This window comes from Cellulosilyticum sp. ST5 (genome assembly GCF_046529625.1).
Lineage (GTDB): Bacteria > Bacillota > Clostridia > Lachnospirales > Cellulosilyticaceae > Cellulosilyticum > Cellulosilyticum lentocellum.
Genome location: NZ_CP132338.1, coordinates 4,113,638 through 4,134,629 on the forward strand (window position 1 = coordinate 4,113,638; position 20,992 = coordinate 4,134,629).

The window sequence follows — 20,992 nt, forward strand, 5'->3', positions numbered from 1 at the left end:
GTATAAAAATAAGAAGTGTAGATCTAGTACAGATTAGACTACACTTCTTATTTTTATGAATTTATTTATTTTGTATGCTTCTTGCTTTGTTTTTTTATACTAAGGAGTCCGACTCCTGATATAAGGATAATTATTAAAAAGACGGTTGTTGAATGATTTTCGCCGGTCTTAGGAGAGGCATTATCCTGTGTGTTTGAGTTCGCTTGACCATCAAGAGTAGCATTGGCACCCAATAAATAAGAATTAGTATCACCAGAAGAAGTGCTATTAGAGGTGTCATTAGGGCCAGAAGCAGGACCAGAAGTAGGAACAGAAGTAGGACCAGAAGTAGGTTCAGGGCCAGAAGTAGGACCAGAAGTAGGTTCAGGGCCAGAAGTAGGAACAGAAGTAGGTTCAGGGCCAGGAGTAGGACTAGAAGTAGGAACAGAAGTAGGTTCAGGGCCAGAAGTAGGAACAGAAGTAGGTTCAGGGCCAGGAGTAGGACTAGAAGTAGGTTCAGGGCTAGAAGTAGGACTAGGGCTAGAAGTAGGACTAGGGCTAGAAGTAGGACTAGGGCTAGAAGTAGGACTAGGACTAGAAGTAGGCTCAGGGCTAGGAGTAGGAGTAGGAGTAGGACTAGGACTAGAAGTAGGCTCAGGGCTAGAAGTAGGTTCAGGGCTAGAGGTAGGACTAGGGCTAGGCTCAGGAGTTACTCCAGGTTTATAAAAAGGATAGAAATGGCCTTCTGCATCGGATTTTTTAACATTCTTAGCAATAATGCCTCCTTCAAAGTTGCCACCCTCTAATGAAACATCAGCTTGTGGTGCCACTAGGTGTCCAGAAAGTCCTTGGGCCGTTAGGTTTCCAGTTGCATCTGGAAAATTCCAAACCAATTTCATTCCTTCAAGGTTTATTTGTGCGCCATTGGTTCCGCCTTGAAGGTCTTTTAATGCTTGGCTAAAAGATTTACCATTCATGTTAATGTTATAAAATGAAAGTGTAAAATCAGTACTTTCTACTCCTGTAATAGAAATGATATATCTATAGTCTACAAAATCTTGAACAGATGAAAGGCCTTCAATAACAATACTACTTGCAGTGGTAATAGCATTATATGGAATAGTTATATAGGTATCCTTTGCAGGAGCTAATGTAAGGGTTAATGTCCCACTATTTATTGAATAAGCAGAGGTCCCTGATGTACTCCATGCAACTGATTGATCTTCGAGCTCTGTAAAGGCTTTATCAAAGTCAATATACCCTGGAGAATGTGTAAATTTTTCAGTAAGCCAACCTGGTAAGCTGGAATCTAGGGTATCATAATAAAAGTCAGTTACTTTATATGAACTATAGGGTGAATTATCAAGCCATTTTCCTTGTTCGAAATTAGATAGCCTTTTTACGTGTTTAACATAAGAAGCAACTACTTGAGCATCACCTACCGTGTTTGGTGTATCTAATATGCCTCCTACTGCAATGGCGCTAACACAATGGCCTGAATTAGTGGCTGTTAAATCCTCTCGTATAAAGTATTCATAATCACTTAAAACATTTTCGATTGTATAGGCTTTGTTGTATGTTGGTTGTGCATATGTAGTGTAGTTTAAGCAAGTAAATGAAATAAGAGTTAATGCAAGTATTGATGCAACTTTGAATCTAAATTTGCGTTTTTGTTTCATTAATAGAATCCGTCCTTTCAGTTTGAACAAGATAACATATAAAATATATGTGCCTGAATTAAATTTTATTAATAATCCGATAAGGGGACTATTCAGTAATAGGGAATAAGTGTAATGTATCTAATATCTATATAAAACTAATTAATAAATAGTATTGTCTTATAGTTTTTGAGCTATTATTAGAAGTCTTTTAGCAGAATTAGTTTTTAAACAGGTTGATAAAATAAGTAATTGGGAAGTTGAATTAACATCTAGATCTTTGGTTAGGACTTTTTGAGATTCATTTAAGATATTTTTTAGAAATAGAGTTTTACCCCCCTCATTTAGGAAATCAAACTGCTTTAAAATATGACTATTATCATATTCTGTTACTAAGACTATTTCATATTTAAAAGCTTGTTGTGGTGTATAAATAGAGATACAATAATTCTCATTTAAGAAGTTAGCATCCTCATATTTATGCAATGAGCCAAACATAGTTCCGTTGTTCATATTGTGGCCGTATATTACAGTAACTGGATCTGAGAAATCTATTTTGTTATAGCTCTCCGAATAGATACAGCCAGGATAGCCCCTTTGACCATCTATGTTGTGATTTAAATAGTAATTATCATCTTCTGGATGCTGGAGTATTGGATAATTGATTTCTGTACCAGGAATATATATCCAAGCGTAAATGTCATTATTAAGTTTTTTTAACTCATTAAAGTCAATACTTAAATAGGAGCTTTCGAAGAGAGTCTCTTGGTTCGAGGAAGATGGCTGAGTTGTTTTAAAAAATTCTTTTGTCTTAGTTTGAATGGCTTTGGTTTGAAGTCCCTTATATAAGGTTTCATTTTTATATTGTAGGTAATAATAGTTTGAAAGGTAAATAATGCTTACTATAATGCTAAAAGAAAATATAAAAAAGAGGACTTTGGGTTTTCGATTTTTTTTATTCATTGTATATCATATTAAGTACCTTTCTAGAGAATACATATAAAAATGGATGTAACTAGTTAATTATTAATGGGAGAGCATTTAATAAAAAATATTTAATAATACTATTTATTGATTATATGCTAGTTTTTAAATTAAATCTACTATTTGAAGAATTAATTTTTTTAATTTTTTAAATATTAAAATGGGATTAACTAAGATATAGATTAAGCAAGCTCACATAGATTTTATTTATTGGATATGGAACCATTTTTTTACAAATTAATATTATAGTATATGAAGGAGTTGATAAAATGCAATCAGAAGCAAATAATAGTTCAAACTTACAGAATTTATTTAATGAGTGTAAAGAAATGATGAATTATCATGTTATTATAAGAATGCAAGATGGTCGAGAATTTGATGGTGTTATTGAAAGCGTTGAGCCAGATGGTGTTAATGTTCTTATGGGAGAAGATGTAATCATTCGAGATGATGAAGATAATAGACAGATGCAATTTAGGAATCCTAGGAGATTTAGAAGGTTTAGACGTATGAGATTTCCACTTGCTACTATACTAGCACTATCATTATTACCTTATCCATATTATGCTCCACCATTTCCTTATGCTCAGCCATATCCTTTCTTTCCTTATTAAAGTGTCAAGTTGAAAGGTAAAACTAGAAAATGATATTTTTATAAGGTGGTTATAATAGCAGAGGTCTAATTAAGAGGACTTGACTAAATTAGAAAATATAAATGAAAAGGATATTTTCAATGAATTGGTTGAAAATATCCTTTTTTGCTATGGAACAACTTTGTTTGCAAGCTAATTTTTTCTTTTGGTTGTCTCATTATTTGATTAAATGGTACAATGAATTAAAGTATAATAAATAAGGGTGAATTGTATGAAAATATCTGTCTTTTATCATCATATAGTAGAAGCAGCAAAGCAGGTAGGGTGTACAGAGGAGAAAATCCTAAAAAAAATAAAGGAAGTAGGCATTACTGCTGTTGAGCTGGATAGAGATGATATCTTGAATCCAGATAAGCTTTTGGAACTTCTTAAAAGAAATGAGTTTTCTGTCTCTAGTATTTATGGATTTTATGATTTTTCCGAGACTGAGGATTTAGAGAACTGCAAGAAGCATATAAAGCTAGCAATGGCTATGGAAGCAGATAAAATAATGATTGTTCCAGGCTTTTATAGTAAAACAGATGAAAGTGCTAGAAAAAGAGAACTAGAACAAATGATTGAAGGAACAAGAAAACTTTGCAAGATGGCTGAGGCAAATGGAATGAGAGTAACGATAGAAGATTTTGATGATGAGAAAAGCCCCTTATGCTCAATAAGCGGAATGGGTACTTTTCTGGATGAAATTCCGTCGCTTTATGTTACTTTAGATACAGGGAATTTTATTATTAGTGGTGAGGACGAGCTTGAAGCTTTTGAGACGCTAAAAAATAAAGTCATTCACGTGCACTGTAAGGATAGGGCCTATGATGAAAACGGCAATATATGTCCGATATCTGTGGGTAAAGGGTTTATTAAAATGTCTGAGGTTTTAGAAGAGCTATCTAAAATGCATTATGATGGATGTTTAGCCATTGAACATTTTGGAGCAGAAAACTATCTTGAATTTATGATAGAATCCGCAAAGTGGATAAGAAGAAAAGTGGAGGTCTAGTCTTATGATAAGAGTTACTGTATGGAATGAATTTGTGCATGAAAGAGAATATGAAGCAATCAAAGCCATTTATCCAGAAGGTATACATAGCTGCATAGCAGAATTCTTAGGAAAAGAAGAAGCCATCACTGTAAGGTGCGCAACCTTAGATATGGAGGAACATGGGCTTACAGAAGAAGTGCTAAATCATACAGATGTACTCATCTGGTGGAGTCATGCAAAGCAGGAAGAAGTAAGTGATGAGGTTGTTCAAAGAGTAAGAAATCATGTTCTTGCGGGGATGGGACTTATTGCACTACACTCAGCACACTATAGTAAAATCATGAAAGTCCTTCTAGGAACTTCTATGAGTTTAAAATGGCGAGAGGGTTCAAGAGAACGCCTTTGGGTTACTGCGCCATATCATCCTATTGCAGTAGGAGTTCCAGAAACTATAGATATTCCAGAGGAAGAAATGTATGGAGAATTCTTTGATATACCTAAGCCAGATGAAGTCGTTTTTACAGGATGGTTTGCAAGTGGAGAGGTATTTAGAAGTGGCTGTACTTTTACAAGGGGCTATGGAAGAATTTTTTATTTCCAACCAGGACATGAGGAATATCCGATTTATCATATGAAAGAGATACAGAGAATTGTCATTAATGCTGTGAGATGGTGCCATTCTGAGATTAAAAGGACATTACCTATAGAATGTGAGAACACAGCTCCTTATGAAGCAATTTGATCTTTTGCATAAAAATCGTGATGTTGCAGGACTTTTCCTAATTCGAAGATAAGTCGAATACAACTTGGATTAACACCAATAGTCAGGCTTTTCTATGCCTAGCTATTGGTGTTATATAGAAAGAGGAGCTGGGCACTAATTTTTTAGCGCTCAGCTCCTTTTTTATGAAATAAGTTTTACGATTTCGTCTATTTTTTTAGCACCAAAGTATACTTTTTCATTGTTGATAATAACGGCAGGTACACTCATGACCTTATACTGGTCTTTTAATTCTTTAAAGAGAGAAATATCAATCATTTCTGTTTCTACATTTTTATTTTCCATGGCAATTCTCTGAGCAGCTACAACGACATCTGGACAGAGGTGACATGAGAGGGAAACACAAACTTTAATATTAGTATTTTGATTTAAATCTTTAATGTCTGTTAGGACTTGTTCGTTAATGGCTTGACCAGGTCCAGCTAGATTATAAATAGCTAATATGAAAGAATTGAGCTCATGACCACCTGGTACGCCATAGAATTTAACACCGCTATATGTTTTAGCATGATCTAAAAGGAATACTACAGGGTAACGTTCTACATTAAACTGAGCTTCAAGGTCTTTGTTTTGTCCCTTGGTATAAACTTCAAGATTAATTTTTTCACCTAAATCAGCAATGTCTAACAATAAATCTCTTAATTCAATAGACTTTGCATTCTGCTCATCTACAATAGTAATAAGTGTCACTTCTTTTTCCATTCTACTTAAAACACCTTGTAGTTGTGTTCTTAGGCCATCGTTTAAAAGAGAACTACGTCCAGCTGTTAGTATATTTTCTGAACTAGAACTAATAGGAGCAACTTTTTCTACTTTTTTAGGTGGAATATATTCGTCCTTAATACCTAATCTGTCTTTAAGTTCAATAACGTATCTTTCAGCTGCTGTAGCAGCAATAGCACCATCTGAAACAGCCGTTACAATTTGTCTTAGAGCCTTTGGTCTTAAATCGCCAGCTACATAAACACCTGGAATATTAGTTTCCATATTTTCATTAGTAATGATATATCCAGCAGGGTCCATTTCTAATACTTCTCGAAATAGCTCACTTTGAGGTGCATAGCCTACAAAAACAAAGACACCAAATGAGCCATCTTCCTCTTTGGCGTGATATTCAAAGCTTTCTCCTGTTTGGTTGTTAGTAAATTTAGCGTAGTTGACCATATCATCTCCGCTAGCTTCAATGATTTCTGTATTAAATTTGACTTCGATTTTAGGATGTGACAATACCTTATCTGCAATAGACTTGGCACAAGTAAACTCTGGTTCTCTAGCAATCACAGTTACTTTAGTCGCATATTTGGTAAGGAATATGGCTTCTTCTGCCGCAGCAAAGCCAGCACCAATAACAAATACCTCGAGACCTTCAAAGAATTGTCCATCACAAGTAGAACAGTATGCAACACCTCTTCCAGTAAACTCTTTTTCACCTTTAAAGCCTAGTTGTCTTGGAGAAGCACCAGTTGCAATGATTACAGATCTTCCTTTGACATCACCTTTATCTGTTTGAAGAATTTTAGTATCACCATTTAATGAGACACCTAAAACAGTTGCTGATAAAAAGTTTACATTAAAATCATCTGCTTGGGCTCTCATATCAGACATGAGTTTTGGACCATTGCTATCTCTAGCACCTGGGTAGTTGGAAACTTCATAGGTCTTATTTACCTGTCCTCCTAACTCATCTTTTTCGATAATGAGGGTATTTAATTTGGCTCTTCCAGCATAAATCCCGGCAGAAAGTCCAGCTGGACCGCCACCAATGATTACTAAGTCATAAATTTTTTCCATTATTAATCCTCCTTTTCATTTTTTAATTGAATATGAAGTTAGTCATTCATCTGTAATATCAATTCTGTCTTAACTAAATCAAAACATTGTTAAATAATCAAATGAAAGGTTAATTCTTTAAAAATATCTTTATTTAATAAGAGGAAGCTGCAAAGTAGCAGCTTCCTCTAACTTCATTTTATTAAAGTTTTCCAATTAAATCTAAGCTTGGTGTTAAAGTATCTTCACCTGGTTGCCATTTAGCTGGGCAAACTTGATCACCATGTTCTGCAACGAATTGAGCTGCTTGAACTTTTCTTAGTAATTCTTCTGCATTTCTTCCGATACCATTATCATGAATTTCGTAAGCTTTGATTTCACCTTCTGGGTTAATAACGAATGAACCTCTTAGAGCTAAGCCCTCATCTTCAATCATAACTTCGAAATCTCTAGCGAGTTTACCAGTTGGGTCTGCTAGCATTGGGTATTTGATTTTACCGATTGTATCTGAAGTATCAGCCCATGCTTTGTGAACAAAGTGAGTATCTGTAGATACTGAGTATACTTCACAACCAATTTCTTGGAATTTTGCATAGTTATCTGCAAGCTCACCTAGTTCTGTTGGGCAAACGAAAGTGAAGTCTGCTGGATAGAATACAAAGACTGACCAATGTCCTTTTAATGAATCTAGTGTTACCTCTTTAAAATCACCGTTTTGGTATGCTTGAACTTTAAAATCTGAAACTTTTTTATTAATTAATGACATAATTTATTCCTCCTATATTTTCACTATCAAATGATAATCTATATCATTTATCTATATAACTAATAATAATTATTATTTACTAATTTGTCAAGCTTTATCCTAAAATTTTATTTATGAAATTAAATCCCAATAAATTAAGGTAACTAAAAAGCACGTCTTTAGTTGTGTAATCAACTTTTAAGACGTGCTTAAATGTTTTTGTAGCCTTTTATATGTTAAGAGTATCATACTCAATAGCATCACATTCTGTTATTCTTGTGTAGCGCCTAAGAGGATAGTCTCCATCATGAGCATCCATACAAGTAATGTCAGACATTTTGCCAAGTTCCTTTACCCTAACTATACCAGCCCTCAGAAGTAAATTGGAGAGAACAGGATAGTCTTTGGCAAGACAGAGTAAACCAGCTGTTTGAAGGTAAGGCTTACTTTGACGAAGGACTTCTAATAACTGATGACGAGATAAGGGTTTAACAAGGCAGTTACCAAACATAAAAGAAAGTTCTAGCGTATGATCTGATTTGGCAATTAAACTTGCACCTTCACCTTTATAAGTACGGTTGGTAGAAAAAAGACTTTCTAGTTCAGCATTATAAACTTGTAAGCTAGACTGAGCAATAGCGCCTATATCATTAATAGGATACTTAATAGCAGCTTGTTCCATAAAAGGAAGGAACATTTCACAGAAGCTATAGATTTCATCTATATTTTCGGTATCAATATAAATGGTTTGACAAGAACTACATAAAAGTTGTTTGGTCCTAAAAATATGCAGAGCTAAAGCAGTAAGAGCAGAATCCTTTATGGCATTAGGGACTATATAAGCAAAGCCCAATTTATGGCCCCATTCAATAAGTTTGGTACCTGGATTAACCATTTTTCTAACAGCAGCTACAGCTAAATCACCACCCCAAACGACAACACCATCAGAGAGCTGAGCCATATATTTCATAGCTTCAAGATCAGTTGAAGGTGTATCAAAAACATAAATATATTCCTTGAGTCTAGGGTCTATAGTAATAAGCTCAGCAAGTAAAGTGATAGACAGATCTTTATCTGCTTGTGGGAGCTTTAAGATATTAATATTACCAGCTAATAAGCCTTCAACGATGCTACAAGCAGGAAGGCCATCAGCATTGCCTGCGGCAATATGAAATAAAACACCTAGAGGATAAGTATGTTTGATAATAGCTCTCTCCTCAAAAGGAGGGAGAATGATTTCAGGTTCAAAAGGTTTAGAGCCTAATTCTGTATGTAATTTACAAAGTAAACTTTCTCTTTTGAGCATATGGATAACAGTATGTAATTCCTCCTTTACTAAGGTTTGGTCTATAGGAAGTCTAGAAATAAAATGATTATAATCACCATTTGCTAGTTTTTTAGAAAGCCGATCACAAGCTTCTATTACCCAATAAGGATTAAGCATACTAGTAGCTAAAGTTTGACTCAGCATAGAGGGGAGGTCTTCTAGAATTTTATTTTGCATATGAGAGGGGATAATATCACCATTTATTAAAATCATAGCTTCATCTCCTTTAATAAGTCTGCCGCACCAGCAGCACAGGTTTTGATATCTTGAAGTCCGACTCTACCTATGATTTCTAGGTAAGGAGAAGTAATACCACAGCCACAAGACACCCCATCATGTAATATACCTAGATCGTCAGTCATTACACTGAGTAGAGGAACGCTTTTGACCATTGGAGTAATAAGATTGATAAGACCTATTTGGCCATTTTTAACAGGTTCTAATGTATGAACATCTCTTATAATAACCCTACTATAAATAGGAATATGAAAATGATGGTTAGGACAATCACAGTATAAAATAGGGTGCTCAACAGCACCGAAAAATTCTACAACATGAGATTCTGGAATGCCTAAAGTGTTTTCAATTAATTGATAAAGTTCTTTTTTATCAACTTGGCTAGTAAAGAATTGCTTCCAGCCACCCCCTAATAAGACCTTAGAGCCTTTTTTGAGCTTGAAATTTAGTTCCTTTTCCTTTAATTTTTCCAGTAGGAAATAAGTATAAGAAGGAAAACCCATGAAGCGAATAGGAAAAGGTTGATGGCTATACTTTTCAAGAGCAGTAATAAGGCCTTCTAAGTCTACTTTATAACCATCAGACGTATACTTCATAGCATAAGCACGATGTAAGGGAGGAGCAAATAAAGTAGCTCCAAAAGCTGTTTTAGTGACAGCTGTTTGATTACTTTTATGAGGTTCATAACCGAGGAGAATATAATTAGTGGGTTTAATGGAAAAGAGTTGATGAATTTTTCCTAGACGAAGAACCATACGAAGGCCACAATAAAGGCCTAGATTATCAAAGCCAATATGACTTTTCTTACCTTTAGTACCAGAGGAGGTTGCTTTAATAAGAAGTTTTTCAGGTGGCATGGTGAAAAGCTGGTGTGATTTAAAGAATAGAGTTGGAATAAAAGGTAACTTGGCTAAATCATTGATTGTATTTAATGAGGAAAAAGAGAAGTGGTTGCTATCAAGTATTGTTGCATATTCAGGGCAATGCTCATATTGGAATTGTCCATTTTGCTTAATGGCCTTTATAAAAAGACCATCTGTTCCAGCTAAATCATAGGGGTTCTTATGGGTAAAAAGTTTATTTCGGTAATCCATAGGTAGCCTCCTGTTTTTATTTTGAATCATTCCTCAGTCATTTCTCTTAGTGGCTGCATGATGTCTAGAAAACAGATATTTCTTACTATTATAGAGCAAATGGTAAGGAAGGACAATTCGTATGCTATAATGAAGATGAATTTTTAGAAGCTAGGGTTTTTACTATGTCAGAGGAAAGAAGGCGATGAGTTTGGAAATACTCATTATGGGTGGAACTGAGTTTGTAAGTGAAGCATTAGCTAAGTATATGATTGAAAAAGGACATCAAGTATCTATTTTTACAAGGGGAGTAAGGCCTGTGAAATACAGTGGGTTTACGGCTCATTATAAGGGGGATCGTAAATGTATTTCAGAAATAGCTTTCAATATAGAAGGAAAAGCTTTTGATTATGTTTTTGATATCTCAGCCTATACTTTAGAAGATGTAACAAACCTTTTTAAGGTCCTAGATACTTCGCAGCTAAAACGTTATATTTTCTGTAGCTCAGGGGCAGTGTACATACCTTCTGAAGAGATTATGGATGAAACCTTTTCAAAAGGAGAAAATAAGAATTGGGGTAAATATGGTTTAGATAAATTGGCCATAGAAGATTACTTATTTGAATTGTATCAGGCAAAAGGAATACCTGTTACTATGTTGAGGCCAACTTACATTTACGGACCTGGCAATAATCTATATCGTGAAAGCTACTTGTTCCATCAAATTTCAAAGAATCAACCTGTTTTAGTACCAGAGGGGGATACGAGAGTACAATTTCTTTATATTGAAGATCTAGTAAAGCTATTTGAAGCTGCTATGTATGAAGAAAAAGCTATAGGACAAGTTTACAATGTGACTCATAAAGAGCAGGTGACTTATGAAGAATGGGTAGAGACAGCAGCTGAGGTAATGGGTAAGCAAGCACAAATAATTAAGTTGAAAACACCAGAGGGTATGGTTTCTAGAATGTATTTTCCTTTTAGAGAGTGTACTTACTTATTAGATACTTCAAAGTGTGATAGGGAGCTTCTAGTAGCAAAAACACCTCTAATAGCAGGACTCAAAAAAGCTTATGAGTGGTATGTGGAAGAAAAGCCACAAGTCATAGATGAACGTATGCTAGAAGGTATAAAATTACTACTTGAGGGATTAGCCTTAGAGTAGTTTCATTGAGTTATAAAAGCAAATCGATTTACGAGATAAGGAGATATAAAGTGGAAAAGCAATTTCAAGTCATTACTCAAGATAAGTTATTACAATACGCTGAGCTTTTTGTGAAAGTGTTTAATGAAGAACCTTGGTATGACCATTGGACTATACAAACAGCCACTAAAAGGCTAGAAGAAATGATGGATAATCCTCATACGAGAGGGCTTGCTTGTTATATTGATGATGAATTAGTGGGTGTCATTCTAGGTCGTAAGGAACAGTATTATGATGGTGTTCATTTTCAAATTCAAGAGTTTTACATTAGCAATAATACGCAGGGGCTGGGAATTGGAACAGCTTTATTAGATACATTTAAAGCTGAATTGAGTAAAGAAGGAATTACTCAAATTTATTTAGTTACTTTAAAAGGGGAAAGAACAGAAGGATTTTATAATAAAAAAGGATTTAAGACAGATGAGCTGTCTATCCTTATGAATATGAAGCTATAGTAGGCTTAAGTAAATAATAAAAAGCTCTCACTAAGTATTTAGGTACATGGTGAGAGCTTTTTGGCTCCAGATTCTGGTTTGAAACTTTATTTAGTTGGTGCAAGATGTAAAATGTTAAATATAATAAAGATAATAATTTAATGTTTATCATTAAAAAATTATTGACAAAATATAAACTTAAACATATTATATATTTATAAATATTCTGAATGATAAGGTGGGGTTAGGATGAGTCGTAAGGTGAATGTAGATAGGGTTAAAAAATTTGCAAAAGCACTAAAAATAATGATGAATGTAATGATTGTTATAATGATTATTGGTTTAGTTGGGGGGATTATTATTGGAGGGATAATGGTTTTTATTCCTAATAGTAGTTTTGCACATGTTGGTTTGCAATTAAATATAGGAAGACATCTTAATATTCACCTAAGAGACAATAAATTATTAGAAGTGGCTCAAGTTAGAACACTCATTTTAGCTATAGCTAGTTCAATGATTCCTATAATCATTACGACTATTGTCATTGTTAAGATGATTAGAGACTTATTAATAACAGTGGAGGGTGGTAAACCTTTCGATGAAAAGAATTCTAAAAGATTGATGATAATAGGAATTACTGTAATAATAGGCAGCCTTTTTGAATCACTAAGTTATATTATAATTTATAATCTTGTAATTCCTATGATAAATTCGTTAGGACTAGAAAACATTAATTTTACCATTAATGCTTTAGATGGAAGTACTATATTATTAGGTGTTATTATTATCTTGATTTCTGGAATTTTTAAATATGGCTGTTACTTGCAAAACGAATATGATGAAACCGTATAGGAAGGAAGGACAACATGGCTATTATTGTACGTTTGGATAGAATGTTAGCAGATAGAAAGATGCAGCTTAGTGAACTCTCGCAGCAAGTAGGGATATCTATTGTTAATCTTTCTAATTTAAAGACAGGTAAAGTAAAGGCGGTACGTTTTTCTACTATCAATGCTATTTGTAGAGTATTGGAGTGTCAACCAGGAGACTTATTAGAATATAAATATATTGAAGGTGAGGAGTTGGAAGAGGAATAAAAAACACCATCATAGTCTTTTGCAGGCTATGATGGTGTTTTTTAGAGTCCATAACCATGTTTCAATAAAAATATATCGAAAAACGATAAAAATATATTGCTTTACATTTTGCGTTGTACTATAATACATTTTGAGGTGAGGAATTATGAGAAAATTAAAAACAGATATCTTAAGTCAATTATTATACTGGGTCGTAATGGGTGGACTTGCACTAGCAACAGCTAGTCTTGCAGCATTACCTTGGTTAATGGATTTTATTTTTGAGGGGAGTACCTTCTACAATTTAGTAGAACACTATAAAATTCTAGTTCTACTTTATATTACAGGAGTACCAGCTTGGATTGTATTATGGATGACTAGAAAACTAGCCAAAAATATTATTGATCGTGAGCCTTTCTCAGGTAGCAGTAGTCAGAGTTTAAAAGTCATTAGTATTTGTGCTTTGTTTATTTTCCTTTGTTACTTATTTACCTGTATTTTCATGCAGGCTACCTTTGGTATTATTGTTATTACAGCCGGAGCTTTTATGGTAGCTTTAATTGCAGCTATTTTATATCGACTTGTAGAACTAGCCATTGAAATTAAAGAGGAAAATGAATTAACGATTTAAGGAATAGCGAAAAATTGTAAAAGAAGATGAGGTGAAGAAAGATGCCTATTATCGTTAATTTAGATGTAATGCTTGCTAAACGCAAAATGAGTATGAATGAGCTTTCTGAGAAGGTAGGAATTACCTTGGCGAATTTATCTGTTCTTAAAAATAATAAAGGAAAGGCAGTTCGTTTTTCTACATTAGAGGCCTTATGTGAGGTACTAGAATGCCAACCCGGAGAATTACTAGAGTATGTTAAAGAGGAAGAGTTAAAAAAGTGAGTTAAGTGAGGTAAAGAGAGGGGGCTTTTGGGATGGAGAGAGCTGAAAAATGGATGTTGGGGGGAACCCTTGTTTTGGCTATTATCGTCATGGAGACTATTTTATTCGGGGGACTTGGATTAGGGGTAGTAGCTGGAGTGATAGCATACTTTGTATGTTTGGGCTTGTTTTCAAAACTGTATAATAGGGCAATGAGCAAGCTAGCTAAGTGGCTTATGATACCTATTGTATTATCTACCTTATGTTTTGTGATATTTGGAAATACAGTATTAAGAGGATTTAACATCATATTTCTAGCCATTTTGATTTTATTACATGCCCTTGAGGTATTTGGAAAATGTGAACAAGCAGCTTTTTTACCTGCTTGGGTAGGAGAAGTTCTGAGTTTAGGAATTACATTACCTTTTGCGTCTATTAATAAACCTGTTGTATTAGTTAAGGATGAACTTGGAACAGGGCAAAAAAGGAATATGAAAGTAATAGGTAAGGTGCTTTTAGGAGTAGTTATTGCAACACCTATACTGCTAGTGGTTGTTGGCTTGTTAGCCAGTGCAGATGCTGCTTTTGAGGGAATAATCAATTTTGCATTCCAAAACCTTACCTTTAATTTTGATAAACTGGGTGCTAAGTCATTCTTTGTAGTTGTTTTATTCTTTATGTTCTTTAGTTATTTTTATGGCTTATCACATAAGGAAGTTAGAGAAGTAAGAGAAAATTATATTGATCCTCAGAGGGCAAGAGATTCTTTGCTAATGGAGGATGAATCAGAGAGGATTTTAAATGAGGAACATGACCTCATTAATCAAGAAGATAGTGTGGTTAATCAGCCAGGGATCTATCTAGATTTTGTAGTAGTGAGTACCATAGGAACATTGCTCTGCTTAGTTTATTTGATCTTTTGCTGTTCTCAGCTGGCCTATTTTGTATCGGCTTTTAAGGGTGTATTGCCTGCAGATTTTTCATCTTCTGAATATGCGAGAAGAGGCTTTTTTGAGACATTACCAATAGTAGGGTTTAATTTGCTCACTATTATGTTTTTAAGCTATGTTACTAAGCGGGAAAAAGGAAAGAAAAATACATACATCAAAGTGATGATTAGTTTTATTACAGGATTTACAGCTTTTATGGTGACTTGTGCTCTTTCTAAGATGTTCATGTATATGGAGAGATATGGCCTAAGCTTATGGAGAGTTTATGTAGCTTGGTTTTTAGTATTAAGCTTGATGGTGGTTATATTAGTATTTGCTAAAGTGTTCTGGCAGAAACTGAGGCTGATTAAGATAGTATTTATTGTGTTTACAGTCATGTACTTAGGATTAAATTATAGTAATGTAGATTACCTAGTAGCTCGCCAAAATGTAAATTTGTATAAGCAAGGCAAAACAAGTGATTTAAGTGGCTGTTATAATTTAAGTAGTAGTGCCTTAGGGCCTATTAAGGAATTGGTAGCTTCACATCCAGAAGTACTTGAATATCAAGAGGATATGTATTACGACACTGCAACTTATATTCTTTCAAGGTTGGAGTATAATCTTCAAAATGAAAAGTGGCAAGCCTTCAACCTAGCAGATTATAGAGGAAGAGCCTATCTAGAAAAAATTAAAGAAGCGGGCTATGAAAGTATTGAAGGTGCTGTGAGGCCTTTAGTATTTCTAAGATAACAAAAAATAGCTCTTCAAGTAGTATCACTACTTGAAGAGCTATTTTTTGTTCCAGACTCTTGAAATGAACTTTCACAACTAGCTAAGTAGGCCTTAATCAAGGCGCAAAATGACTCCTCAGCACGTATGCGTTATAGCTTAGTGCCTACTAAGAACTAGTTATGAAAGTCAAACCAATGAGTGAGGAGCTCCTAAAAGTCTTGGCCGGTGCACCCTATGCTAGGAAGCTAAGACCTTAAGACTCTGGTTTAAAACTTTATTTGATAATGTGACGTATAAAAACATTTAAAACAACTTATATATGGCGTCTTCCTTGCAGCGCATCAGTGAACATCTTCCTTAAGTCCAGAGGTACCTATAACAATAGATTGAGACTTGGCTGACCCGGTCAGTTCCTCAGATTGAAGCTGTGGTAATTATGCCGTGGGAAGCTATTTATTTGTTTTATACTTATATATATGTAGCCAAGTAACCGAATCCCTAATAAAGAATAAAATAAGTAACTACAAATCTCTATTTACTATAATCACTCAATAAGAAAAAATAATATTATAAAAATATTAAGATTATTTAATTCGTCCTAAGAGTGATACAATGTAATGAGTTAAAGCGAATTAGGAGGGATTTAAGTGTTTTTAATAAATAGAAAAAAGGCTTGGCTATTGTCAGCAATAGTAGCTTTGGGTAGTGTAGGGACCTGTTTTGCTAGTGATACTATGGATAAAAGGACAGCTATTTTTATAGAACAAGTCAATGTAGAAAGGTCTTTAGGCTTTATTAATCATTTATCAGGCACTATAGGTTCTAGACCAGCAGCTACTGATAAAGAATACGAAGCAGCTTGTTATATTGCTGATGAATTAGAAAAGTTAGGTATGACAGTAGAAGTGCAGAAGTTTCAATATAGTAAGTTCTTTAAAAAATGTACTTCTTGGAATGTAGAAGCAATTAGAAAACCTAGTGGTGAAGATCCTCAAGATACGGATGATATTGTTTATGTAACCGCACATTTTGATAGTGTGAGTGCAGGACCAGGAGCTAATGACAATGCATCTGGAACAGGTGCTATGCTAGAGATTGCAAATGCCATGAAGGATTTAGATATTGATAAAGAAATAAGATTTGTTGCTTTTGGTGGAGAAGAGGAGGGACTTCTAGGTTCAAAGGTTTATACAAAATTCTTATCGCAAGATGAAAAAGCAAGAAGTATAGCTTGTTTTAATTTGGATATGGTGGCAACAGATTATGAAACTGTGACAGAACTGGGTATTTATACAGCTGATGGAAAAGAGAATTTAGTAACAGAAGTGGCTTCAAGAGTGGGAAAAGAACTTACGAGCTTTTCAAGTAAGACTACAAGTTATGAGGCTGAAGCAGAGAGGGATAAGTCAGGTGAATTAATAACTAGCAGTGCTTCTGACCACGATTCTTTTACCAGGGTAGGTATACCAGCTGCAGTATTTATCAATATAGACCCTAATAAAAGGGCAAGTATCTATGGTTCCCTCGAACCCTATTATCATACAGCTAAAGATCAAATAGAGCATATTAGTAGTGAAAGATTAGAAAGGAGTATTAAATTAGCTGGAAGTGCTATATATAATACAGTAGAAACTGAGCACTAAGCTAGTGGTGAAGTTCAAAATGAAAGGTTCCCGTAATGATGATAAGTCAGTATGAGAGCCTTTTTAGTCATTTTAAAATAGTGGGGGAGAGCGTTTGATGAAACAAAGAATAAGAGTTGCAGCCATATTAGTGAAAGAAGGTAAAGTCTTATTAGTAAAACATGTACATCCTAAGACAAAGTATCAATGGTGGATGCCACCAGGAGGTGGTTTGGAAGCTACCGATGCCAGTATTTATGAATGTGTGATTAGGGAAGCATGGGAGGAAACAGGTTATCAGATAAAAGTAGAGGATATTTTATATATAAGAGAATTTAAAGATGATGAACGAGATATTTTAAATCTAGAATTATTTATGAGAGGGCATGTAGTAGATGGATATCTTACTGTAGAAAATATTTATGGCAAAGGAGAAGATGATGCATATATAAAAGAAGCACAGTGGCTGAGTCAGAAAGAACTAATGGCTTTAAATGTTTTTCCAGAAATAATAAAGGAGAATATCTTTTGGGAGGAGATTAAAAAGGATAGTATAAAAACGAGATACCTAGGAAGAAGTAACTAGTAGCAAAACAGATAAACATAAGAAGATGAATAAGTAAGGGTATTTATAGTATAAGAATTAAATTTTAGAAAAAAGAGGTAGAGGGGGATAAAAGTGAAAGCAATACCAAATATCATCTCAGTAGGAAGAATCGTTCTGAGCATTGCTTTACTTAAAGTGGAACCACTAAGTGGTGTGTTTTGGATTTTATATATAGGTTGTGGGTTAAGCGATATGGCAGATGGTTATATTGCTAGAAAAACCAGTAATACCAGCGAATTAGGTGCTAAACTTGATTCTATTGCAGACTTTGTTATGATTGTTGTGGCCGTCATTATATTTTATCCTTTAGTAAAGCCTAATTATCTCATATTATTTTGGGTTCTAGGAATTGCAGCTGTTAGGCTACTAGCAGTATTAATTGCGTACATTAAATTTAGTACCTTTGCTATGCTCCACACTTATGCTAATAAGTTAACGGGACTTTTATTATTTATATTTCCTTTTGGAATGACTATCTTACCAGCAAATATTACTATGGGTATAGTTTGCTTAGTAGCAACCATATCAGCTTTAGAGGAATTTGTGATACAAGTAAGGTCGAAAAACCTAGATTTAAATAGAAAAAGTATTTATGTACCAAACAATGAAGGGCAGATAGAAAATCTAAATTAAGCGAGGGAAGTTTAAGTGAAGGAAATAGAAAGAATTCGGTGTGGGAATAGTAACTGTTTTTTAATAAAGCAAAATAATAGGGCAATCCTAGTAGATACCAGTAGAACAAAATATAGAGATAAAATACTAGAAAGCTGTAGGCAAGTAGATGTTAAACTTATTGTATTAACGCATGGGCATGTAGATCATATACAAAATGCTGCTTATCTTTCTAAAGAGTTAGGAGCTCCTATTGCTATGCATAAAGCAGATTGTGAACTCATTAAAAATAACATGCTAGAGCCTATGTTTGCAGACAAAGTGATGGGAAAACTCGTTTTGGCACTTTCTCTAGAAAGTTTTAAGCATGATATTGTAGAAGCTTTTGAACCAACTCTATTTTTAAATGAAGGAGATTCTCTAGAAAACTACGGTATAGAAGCAAGTGTAATAGAATTACCAGGACATACTAGAGGATCTATAGGATTAAAGGTATGGGAAGCAGATTTAATAGTAGGGGATGCTTTAATGAATCTGTTTTATCCAACAGTATCCATGCTTTATGGAGATAAGCAGATTATGCTAGCAAGTGCCACTAAAATTACTGAGCAGGGAGAAGCTATTATTCATTTTGGTCATGGAAAATCTGTAGCCAATAAGCAGTGGGCTAAAAATTAGTTATACCACTTCTCAAATAATGAGAGTAGAATAAGAGTGTAAAGATAAAAACACAGTTCCGGTTGGTAGTCCGGACGTAGCAAGTGCTATCAGTAACCTGCCTCCTTTGGTTGTCCCTTCTTTACTAAGTAAATTAAAAGGAGGAATGATGATGGAGAGTATGAGGTCAAGCTTTACTATACTTTTTGAGGGACCTTTTTGGATAGGTGTTTATGAGGCACAAGAAGGTAGTCATTATGAGGTTTGTAAGATAACCTTTGGACCAGAACCTAAGGATTGTGAAGTATATGAACTGATTTTAAAGAAGTGGAGCCAGTTAGAAAGGCGCCATTATGAGGAAGTTCCATCAAAACTTGTAAAACCTATGAATCCAAAAAAAATGCAAAGGGCTATAAAAAGAGAACTGCAAAATACAGGCATGGGTACAAAAGCACAACAAGCATTAAAAGAGCAACAAGAACAAAATAAAATAGAGCGAAAATCACGCTCAAGATTGCAAAAAGAAGCAGAAAAGCAGTATAAATTTGACTTAAAACAAGAGAAACGCAAAGAAAAGCACAGAGGTCACTAGTTCGGAAGTGATAGGGAGAGTTTAGATTTAGTTTAAAGCCATAATGAAATACAAAAAGCACGGGAGATTTCCTGTGCTTTTTGTATCTTTAAAGAGTAGTTGAACACTTGTGTAGCAGCCTTTTTACTGTTAAGCCTCCTAGATAACTGATCTTACTTATCTCAAGAAATTGGTGCTTATCAAAACGATGCAGCTGATAGTAATTGATTTCATTATTGATGGCTTGGGATTTATTGAAAGTAGGTTCCTATAATCAATAGAGCATTTTTATGATTCTTCTTCTGTAGTACTTAGTCGGTTAACTTTACAGAAGTATCGATAGAAATCAGAAGCAGTTTCTCGCTGCAATGGATCGGTGATAACTTTTTGCATATCATTTAAGATACGTTTCATTTGCAGGTTAGAAAAATATTTCATTTCCATTCTGCCCCATCTTGGAGAACGTGTAGTTGATGAAAAGTAATCCCAAAAGAGGAGTTCACCATCTTTATCGTTAAGTAAAATTCTATGAGTCTCATGACTTGGAATGATTCCGTCTTCACAGTACTTACCTTCAAAATCATCCTTAACCATAAATGCACCGATAATACGGCGTTCTTCTTCGAGGCATCCAGCTGGACATTCCGTGAGTAAGCAAGCAGAATTTAATTTGAGTCTGGTTGGTACCTTAGGGGTTCCTTTAGAGTATCCACTTAAATAATTACCTGCAAAAACTGACCATGACTTTAAAACGGTGTTACGGCTATTTTCCATAAAACCAAATGCTGCTTGTGATTCAGGGGCTACTTTCAAGAAGAGCATTCTTTGTAAACGTTCTTGTTCAAGTTGCTCTGCATTTTTAATCTTTGATATATCGTCTAAAATCTTGCCTACATAGGCTTGTCCTTCTTCGTCCGTTATAGAAATAAAACGAGAGAAGGCATCTGGAAATAGAAATTTCTTATGATTACCTGCAAAATCAACCGTAAGAATATTGTCAGTCCTATTTGTTATAACTCCTCTTCCAAATGTAACATGTTTGATTGCTTTTCCTACCAATTCCATCTCTGATCGCTCCTTTCGATAAAAAAATAAGAAGGACTTTTTATATCCATGCACTTAGCACAATACGAAAAGCCCTTCTTATACAAGACGGTTCTTTAGTTTATTATTTTATTAAATTTAGTTTATTTTGATTATTTCATTCATCATACCATAGATTGGAAAATAAAGCAAGGTGACGACATAAAATTAAAAACTATTGAAAAATATTTTGACAAATTTAAAATGTAGGAGTATACTAACAACAAATTAATAAAAGTAAACCGTTGATAGGGAGATAAAACTGTATAGCGCACTTAAAGAGAGTCAGGGAAGGTGAGAGCCTGATAGAAAGCGAATCAGACAAATGGACCCTAGAGGGTGAGGTGAAAAGGTGATTAGCCTTAGTATCCTAGACGCAAGACCAGCGTTATCACAGGTCAAGAATGTA

The 20,992-nt window shown here is 34.4% G+C and carries 22 protein-coding genes; 15 read left to right on the top strand and 7 right to left on the bottom strand.

Annotated features, from left to right (window positions below; genetic code table 11):
• Positions 1–65: 65 nt before the first annotated feature.
• Together QTL86_RS19955 and srtB are read right to left on the bottom strand one after the other, a co-directional pair.
• Positions 66–1,658: a collagen-binding domain-containing protein gene (locus tag QTL86_RS19955; RefSeq protein ID WP_410495872.1), complete on the bottom strand. Its 1,593-nt coding sequence runs from the start codon at positions 1,656–1,658 to the stop codon at positions 66–68.
• 159 nt (positions 1,659–1,817) lie between these two features.
• The gene (gene srtB / locus QTL86_RS19960) at positions 1,818–2,600 is read right to left on the bottom strand and encodes a class B sortase (protein WP_127064843.1); all 783 of its coding nucleotides are present in this window, start codon (positions 2,598–2,600) and stop codon (positions 1,818–1,820) included.
• Positions 2,601–2,890: 290 nt separating this feature from the next.
• On the opposite strand from srtB, the gene QTL86_RS19965 reads away from it, so the two are divergent.
• The 3 genes from QTL86_RS19965 (at position 2,891) to QTL86_RS19975 (ending at position 4,989) form a co-directional block, all read left to right on the top strand.
• Complete coding sequence (locus tag QTL86_RS19965; protein ID WP_127064842.1) at positions 2,891–3,235, top strand: hypothetical protein; 345 nt, start codon at positions 2,891–2,893, stop codon at positions 3,233–3,235.
• A 250-nt stretch (positions 3,236–3,485) separates the two neighbouring features.
• On the top strand, positions 3,486–4,265 hold the full coding sequence (locus QTL86_RS19970; protein WP_127064841.1) for a sugar phosphate isomerase/epimerase family protein: 780 nt from the start codon (positions 3,486–3,488) through the stop codon (positions 4,263–4,265).
• A 4-nt stretch (positions 4,266–4,269) separates the two neighbouring features.
• Entirely contained in the window at positions 4,270–4,989 is a 720-nt protein-coding gene (locus QTL86_RS19975; protein WP_127064840.1) for a ThuA domain-containing protein, read from the top strand.
• Between the two features lie 162 nt (positions 4,990–5,151).
• Here QTL86_RS19975 and QTL86_RS19980 read toward each other — a convergent pair whose 3' ends face one another.
• The 4 genes from QTL86_RS19980 to QTL86_RS19995 all read right to left on the bottom strand — a co-directional run bounded on the left by QTL86_RS19980 (position 5,152) and on the right by QTL86_RS19995 (position 10,201).
• Entirely contained in the window at positions 5,152–6,819 is a 1,668-nt protein-coding gene (locus QTL86_RS19980) for an FAD-dependent oxidoreductase (protein WP_127064839.1), read from the bottom strand.
• 181 nt (positions 6,820–7,000) lie between these two features.
• The gene (gene ahpC / locus QTL86_RS19985) at positions 7,001–7,564 is read right to left on the bottom strand and encodes an alkyl hydroperoxide reductase subunit C (protein ID WP_127064838.1); all 564 of its coding nucleotides are present in this window, start codon (positions 7,562–7,564) and stop codon (positions 7,001–7,003) included.
• A 208-nt stretch (positions 7,565–7,772) separates the two neighbouring features.
• Positions 7,773–9,083 (bottom strand): acyl-CoA reductase, encoded by a 1,311-nt coding sequence (locus tag QTL86_RS19990; protein WP_410495873.1) that lies wholly within the window; start codon positions 9,081–9,083, stop codon positions 7,773–7,775.
• Entirely contained in the window at positions 9,080–10,201 is a 1,122-nt protein-coding gene (locus QTL86_RS19995) for an acyl-protein synthetase (protein ID WP_410495875.1), read from the bottom strand. Before QTL86_RS19995 ends, QTL86_RS19990 begins: the two co-directional genes overlap by 4 nt.
• Positions 10,202–10,385: 184 nt before the next feature.
• Between QTL86_RS19995 and QTL86_RS20000 the strand changes: the two genes are divergently transcribed.
• The 12 genes from QTL86_RS20000 to QTL86_RS20055 all read left to right on the top strand — a co-directional run bounded on the left by QTL86_RS20000 (position 10,386) and on the right by QTL86_RS20055 (position 19,521).
• Complete coding sequence (locus QTL86_RS20000; RefSeq protein WP_127064835.1) at positions 10,386–11,345, top strand: NAD-dependent epimerase/dehydratase family protein; 960 nt, start codon at positions 10,386–10,388, stop codon at positions 11,343–11,345.
• A gap of 50 nt (positions 11,346–11,395) precedes the next feature.
• Positions 11,396–11,839 (top strand): GNAT family N-acetyltransferase, encoded by a 444-nt coding sequence (locus QTL86_RS20005; protein WP_190283451.1) that lies wholly within the window; start codon positions 11,396–11,398, stop codon positions 11,837–11,839.
• Between the two features lie 228 nt (positions 11,840–12,067).
• Entirely contained in the window at positions 12,068–12,670 is a 603-nt protein-coding gene (locus QTL86_RS20010; protein WP_127064833.1) for a DUF2975 domain-containing protein, read from the top strand.
• A gap of 14 nt (positions 12,671–12,684) precedes the next feature.
• Complete coding sequence (locus QTL86_RS20015; RefSeq protein ID WP_013658971.1) at positions 12,685–12,915, top strand: helix-turn-helix domain-containing protein; 231 nt, start codon at positions 12,685–12,687, stop codon at positions 12,913–12,915.
• A 145-nt stretch (positions 12,916–13,060) separates the two neighbouring features.
• Positions 13,061–13,525 (top strand): DUF2975 domain-containing protein, encoded by a 465-nt coding sequence (locus QTL86_RS20020; protein ID WP_410495876.1) that lies wholly within the window; start codon positions 13,061–13,063, stop codon positions 13,523–13,525.
• A gap of 41 nt (positions 13,526–13,566) precedes the next feature.
• The gene (locus tag QTL86_RS20025) at positions 13,567–13,788 is read left to right on the top strand and encodes a helix-turn-helix domain-containing protein (protein ID WP_013658969.1); all 222 of its coding nucleotides are present in this window, start codon (positions 13,567–13,569) and stop codon (positions 13,786–13,788) included.
• 32 nt (positions 13,789–13,820) lie between these two features.
• The gene (locus tag QTL86_RS20030) at positions 13,821–15,449 is read left to right on the top strand and encodes a DUF4153 domain-containing protein (RefSeq protein ID WP_410495877.1); all 1,629 of its coding nucleotides are present in this window, start codon (positions 13,821–13,823) and stop codon (positions 15,447–15,449) included.
• A 629-nt stretch (positions 15,450–16,078) separates the two neighbouring features.
• Positions 16,079–17,074 (top strand): M28 family peptidase, encoded by a 996-nt coding sequence (locus tag QTL86_RS20035; RefSeq protein ID WP_410495879.1) that lies wholly within the window; start codon positions 16,079–16,081, stop codon positions 17,072–17,074.
• A gap of 97 nt (positions 17,075–17,171) precedes the next feature.
• Positions 17,172–17,639 (top strand): NUDIX domain-containing protein, encoded by a 468-nt coding sequence (locus QTL86_RS20040; protein WP_410495880.1) that lies wholly within the window; start codon positions 17,172–17,174, stop codon positions 17,637–17,639.
• 93 nt (positions 17,640–17,732) lie between these two features.
• Entirely contained in the window at positions 17,733–18,293 is a 561-nt protein-coding gene (locus QTL86_RS20045; protein ID WP_410495881.1) for a CDP-alcohol phosphatidyltransferase family protein, read from the top strand.
• A gap of 15 nt (positions 18,294–18,308) precedes the next feature.
• Positions 18,309–18,950: an MBL fold metallo-hydrolase gene (locus QTL86_RS20050; protein ID WP_410495882.1), complete on the top strand. Its 642-nt coding sequence runs from the start codon at positions 18,309–18,311 to the stop codon at positions 18,948–18,950.
• A 151-nt stretch (positions 18,951–19,101) separates the two neighbouring features.
• Positions 19,102–19,521 carry a YjdF family protein gene (locus tag QTL86_RS20055; protein ID WP_410495883.1) on the top strand — a complete coding sequence of 140 codons (420 nt, stop codon included), beginning with the start codon at positions 19,102–19,104 and terminating at the stop codon, positions 19,519–19,521.
• 267 nt (positions 19,522–19,788) lie between these two features.
• Here the strand turns inward: QTL86_RS20055 and QTL86_RS20060 are convergent, their stop codons facing one another.
• The gene (locus QTL86_RS20060) at positions 19,789–20,565 is read right to left on the bottom strand and encodes a hypothetical protein (protein ID WP_127064825.1); all 777 of its coding nucleotides are present in this window, start codon (positions 20,563–20,565) and stop codon (positions 19,789–19,791) included.
• Positions 20,566–20,992: the final 427 nt, after the last annotated feature.

What these genes read in the sequence shown, in the direction of transcription:
- QTL86_RS19980 (WP_127064839.1), bottom strand. Translation starts at nt 6,819, where the DNA reads ATGGAAAAAATTTATGACTTAGTAATCATTGGTGGCGGTCCAGCTGGA.
- QTL86_RS20025 (WP_013658969.1), top strand. Translation starts at nt 13,567, where the DNA reads ATGCCTATTATCGTTAATTTAGATGTAATGCTTGCTAAACGCAAAATG.
- QTL86_RS20020 (WP_410495876.1), top strand. Translation starts at nt 13,061, where the DNA reads ATGAGAAAATTAAAAACAGATATCTTAAGTCAATTATTATACTGGGTC.
- QTL86_RS19975 (WP_127064840.1), top strand. Translation starts at nt 4,270, where the DNA reads ATGATAAGAGTTACTGTATGGAATGAATTTGTGCATGAAAGAGAATAT.
- QTL86_RS19965 (WP_127064842.1), top strand. Translation starts at nt 2,891, where the DNA reads ATGCAATCAGAAGCAAATAATAGTTCAAACTTACAGAATTTATTTAAT.
- QTL86_RS20030 (WP_410495877.1), top strand. Translation starts at nt 13,821, where the DNA reads ATGGAGAGAGCTGAAAAATGGATGTTGGGGGGAACCCTTGTTTTGGCT.
- QTL86_RS19995 (WP_410495875.1), bottom strand. Translation starts at nt 10,201, where the DNA reads ATGGATTACCGAAATAAACTTTTTACCCATAAGAACCCCTATGATTTA.
- QTL86_RS19970 (WP_127064841.1), top strand. Translation starts at nt 3,486, where the DNA reads ATGAAAATATCTGTCTTTTATCATCATATAGTAGAAGCAGCAAAGCAG.
- QTL86_RS20060 (WP_127064825.1), bottom strand. Translation starts at nt 20,565, where the DNA reads ATGGAATTGGTAGGAAAAGCAATCAAACATGTTACATTTGGAAGAGGA.
- QTL86_RS20015 (WP_013658971.1), top strand. Translation starts at nt 12,685, where the DNA reads ATGGCTATTATTGTACGTTTGGATAGAATGTTAGCAGATAGAAAGATG.
- QTL86_RS19955 (WP_410495872.1), bottom strand. Translation starts at nt 1,658, where the DNA reads ATGAAACAAAAACGCAAATTTAGATTCAAAGTTGCATCAATACTTGCA.
- QTL86_RS19990 (WP_410495873.1), bottom strand. Translation starts at nt 9,083, where the DNA reads ATGATTTTAATAAATGGTGATATTATCCCCTCTCATATGCAAAATAAA.
- srtB (WP_127064843.1), bottom strand. Translation starts at nt 2,600, where the DNA reads ATGAATAAAAAAAATCGAAAACCCAAAGTCCTCTTTTTTATATTTTCT.
- QTL86_RS20010 (WP_127064833.1), top strand. Translation starts at nt 12,068, where the DNA reads ATGAGTCGTAAGGTGAATGTAGATAGGGTTAAAAAATTTGCAAAAGCA.
- QTL86_RS20040 (WP_410495880.1), top strand. Translation starts at nt 17,172, where the DNA reads ATGAAACAAAGAATAAGAGTTGCAGCCATATTAGTGAAAGAAGGTAAA.
- QTL86_RS20055 (WP_410495883.1), top strand. Translation starts at nt 19,102, where the DNA reads ATGGAGAGTATGAGGTCAAGCTTTACTATACTTTTTGAGGGACCTTTT.
- ahpC (WP_127064838.1), bottom strand. Translation starts at nt 7,564, where the DNA reads ATGTCATTAATTAATAAAAAAGTTTCAGATTTTAAAGTTCAAGCATAC.
- QTL86_RS20000 (WP_127064835.1), top strand. Translation starts at nt 10,386, where the DNA reads ATGAGTTTGGAAATACTCATTATGGGTGGAACTGAGTTTGTAAGTGAA.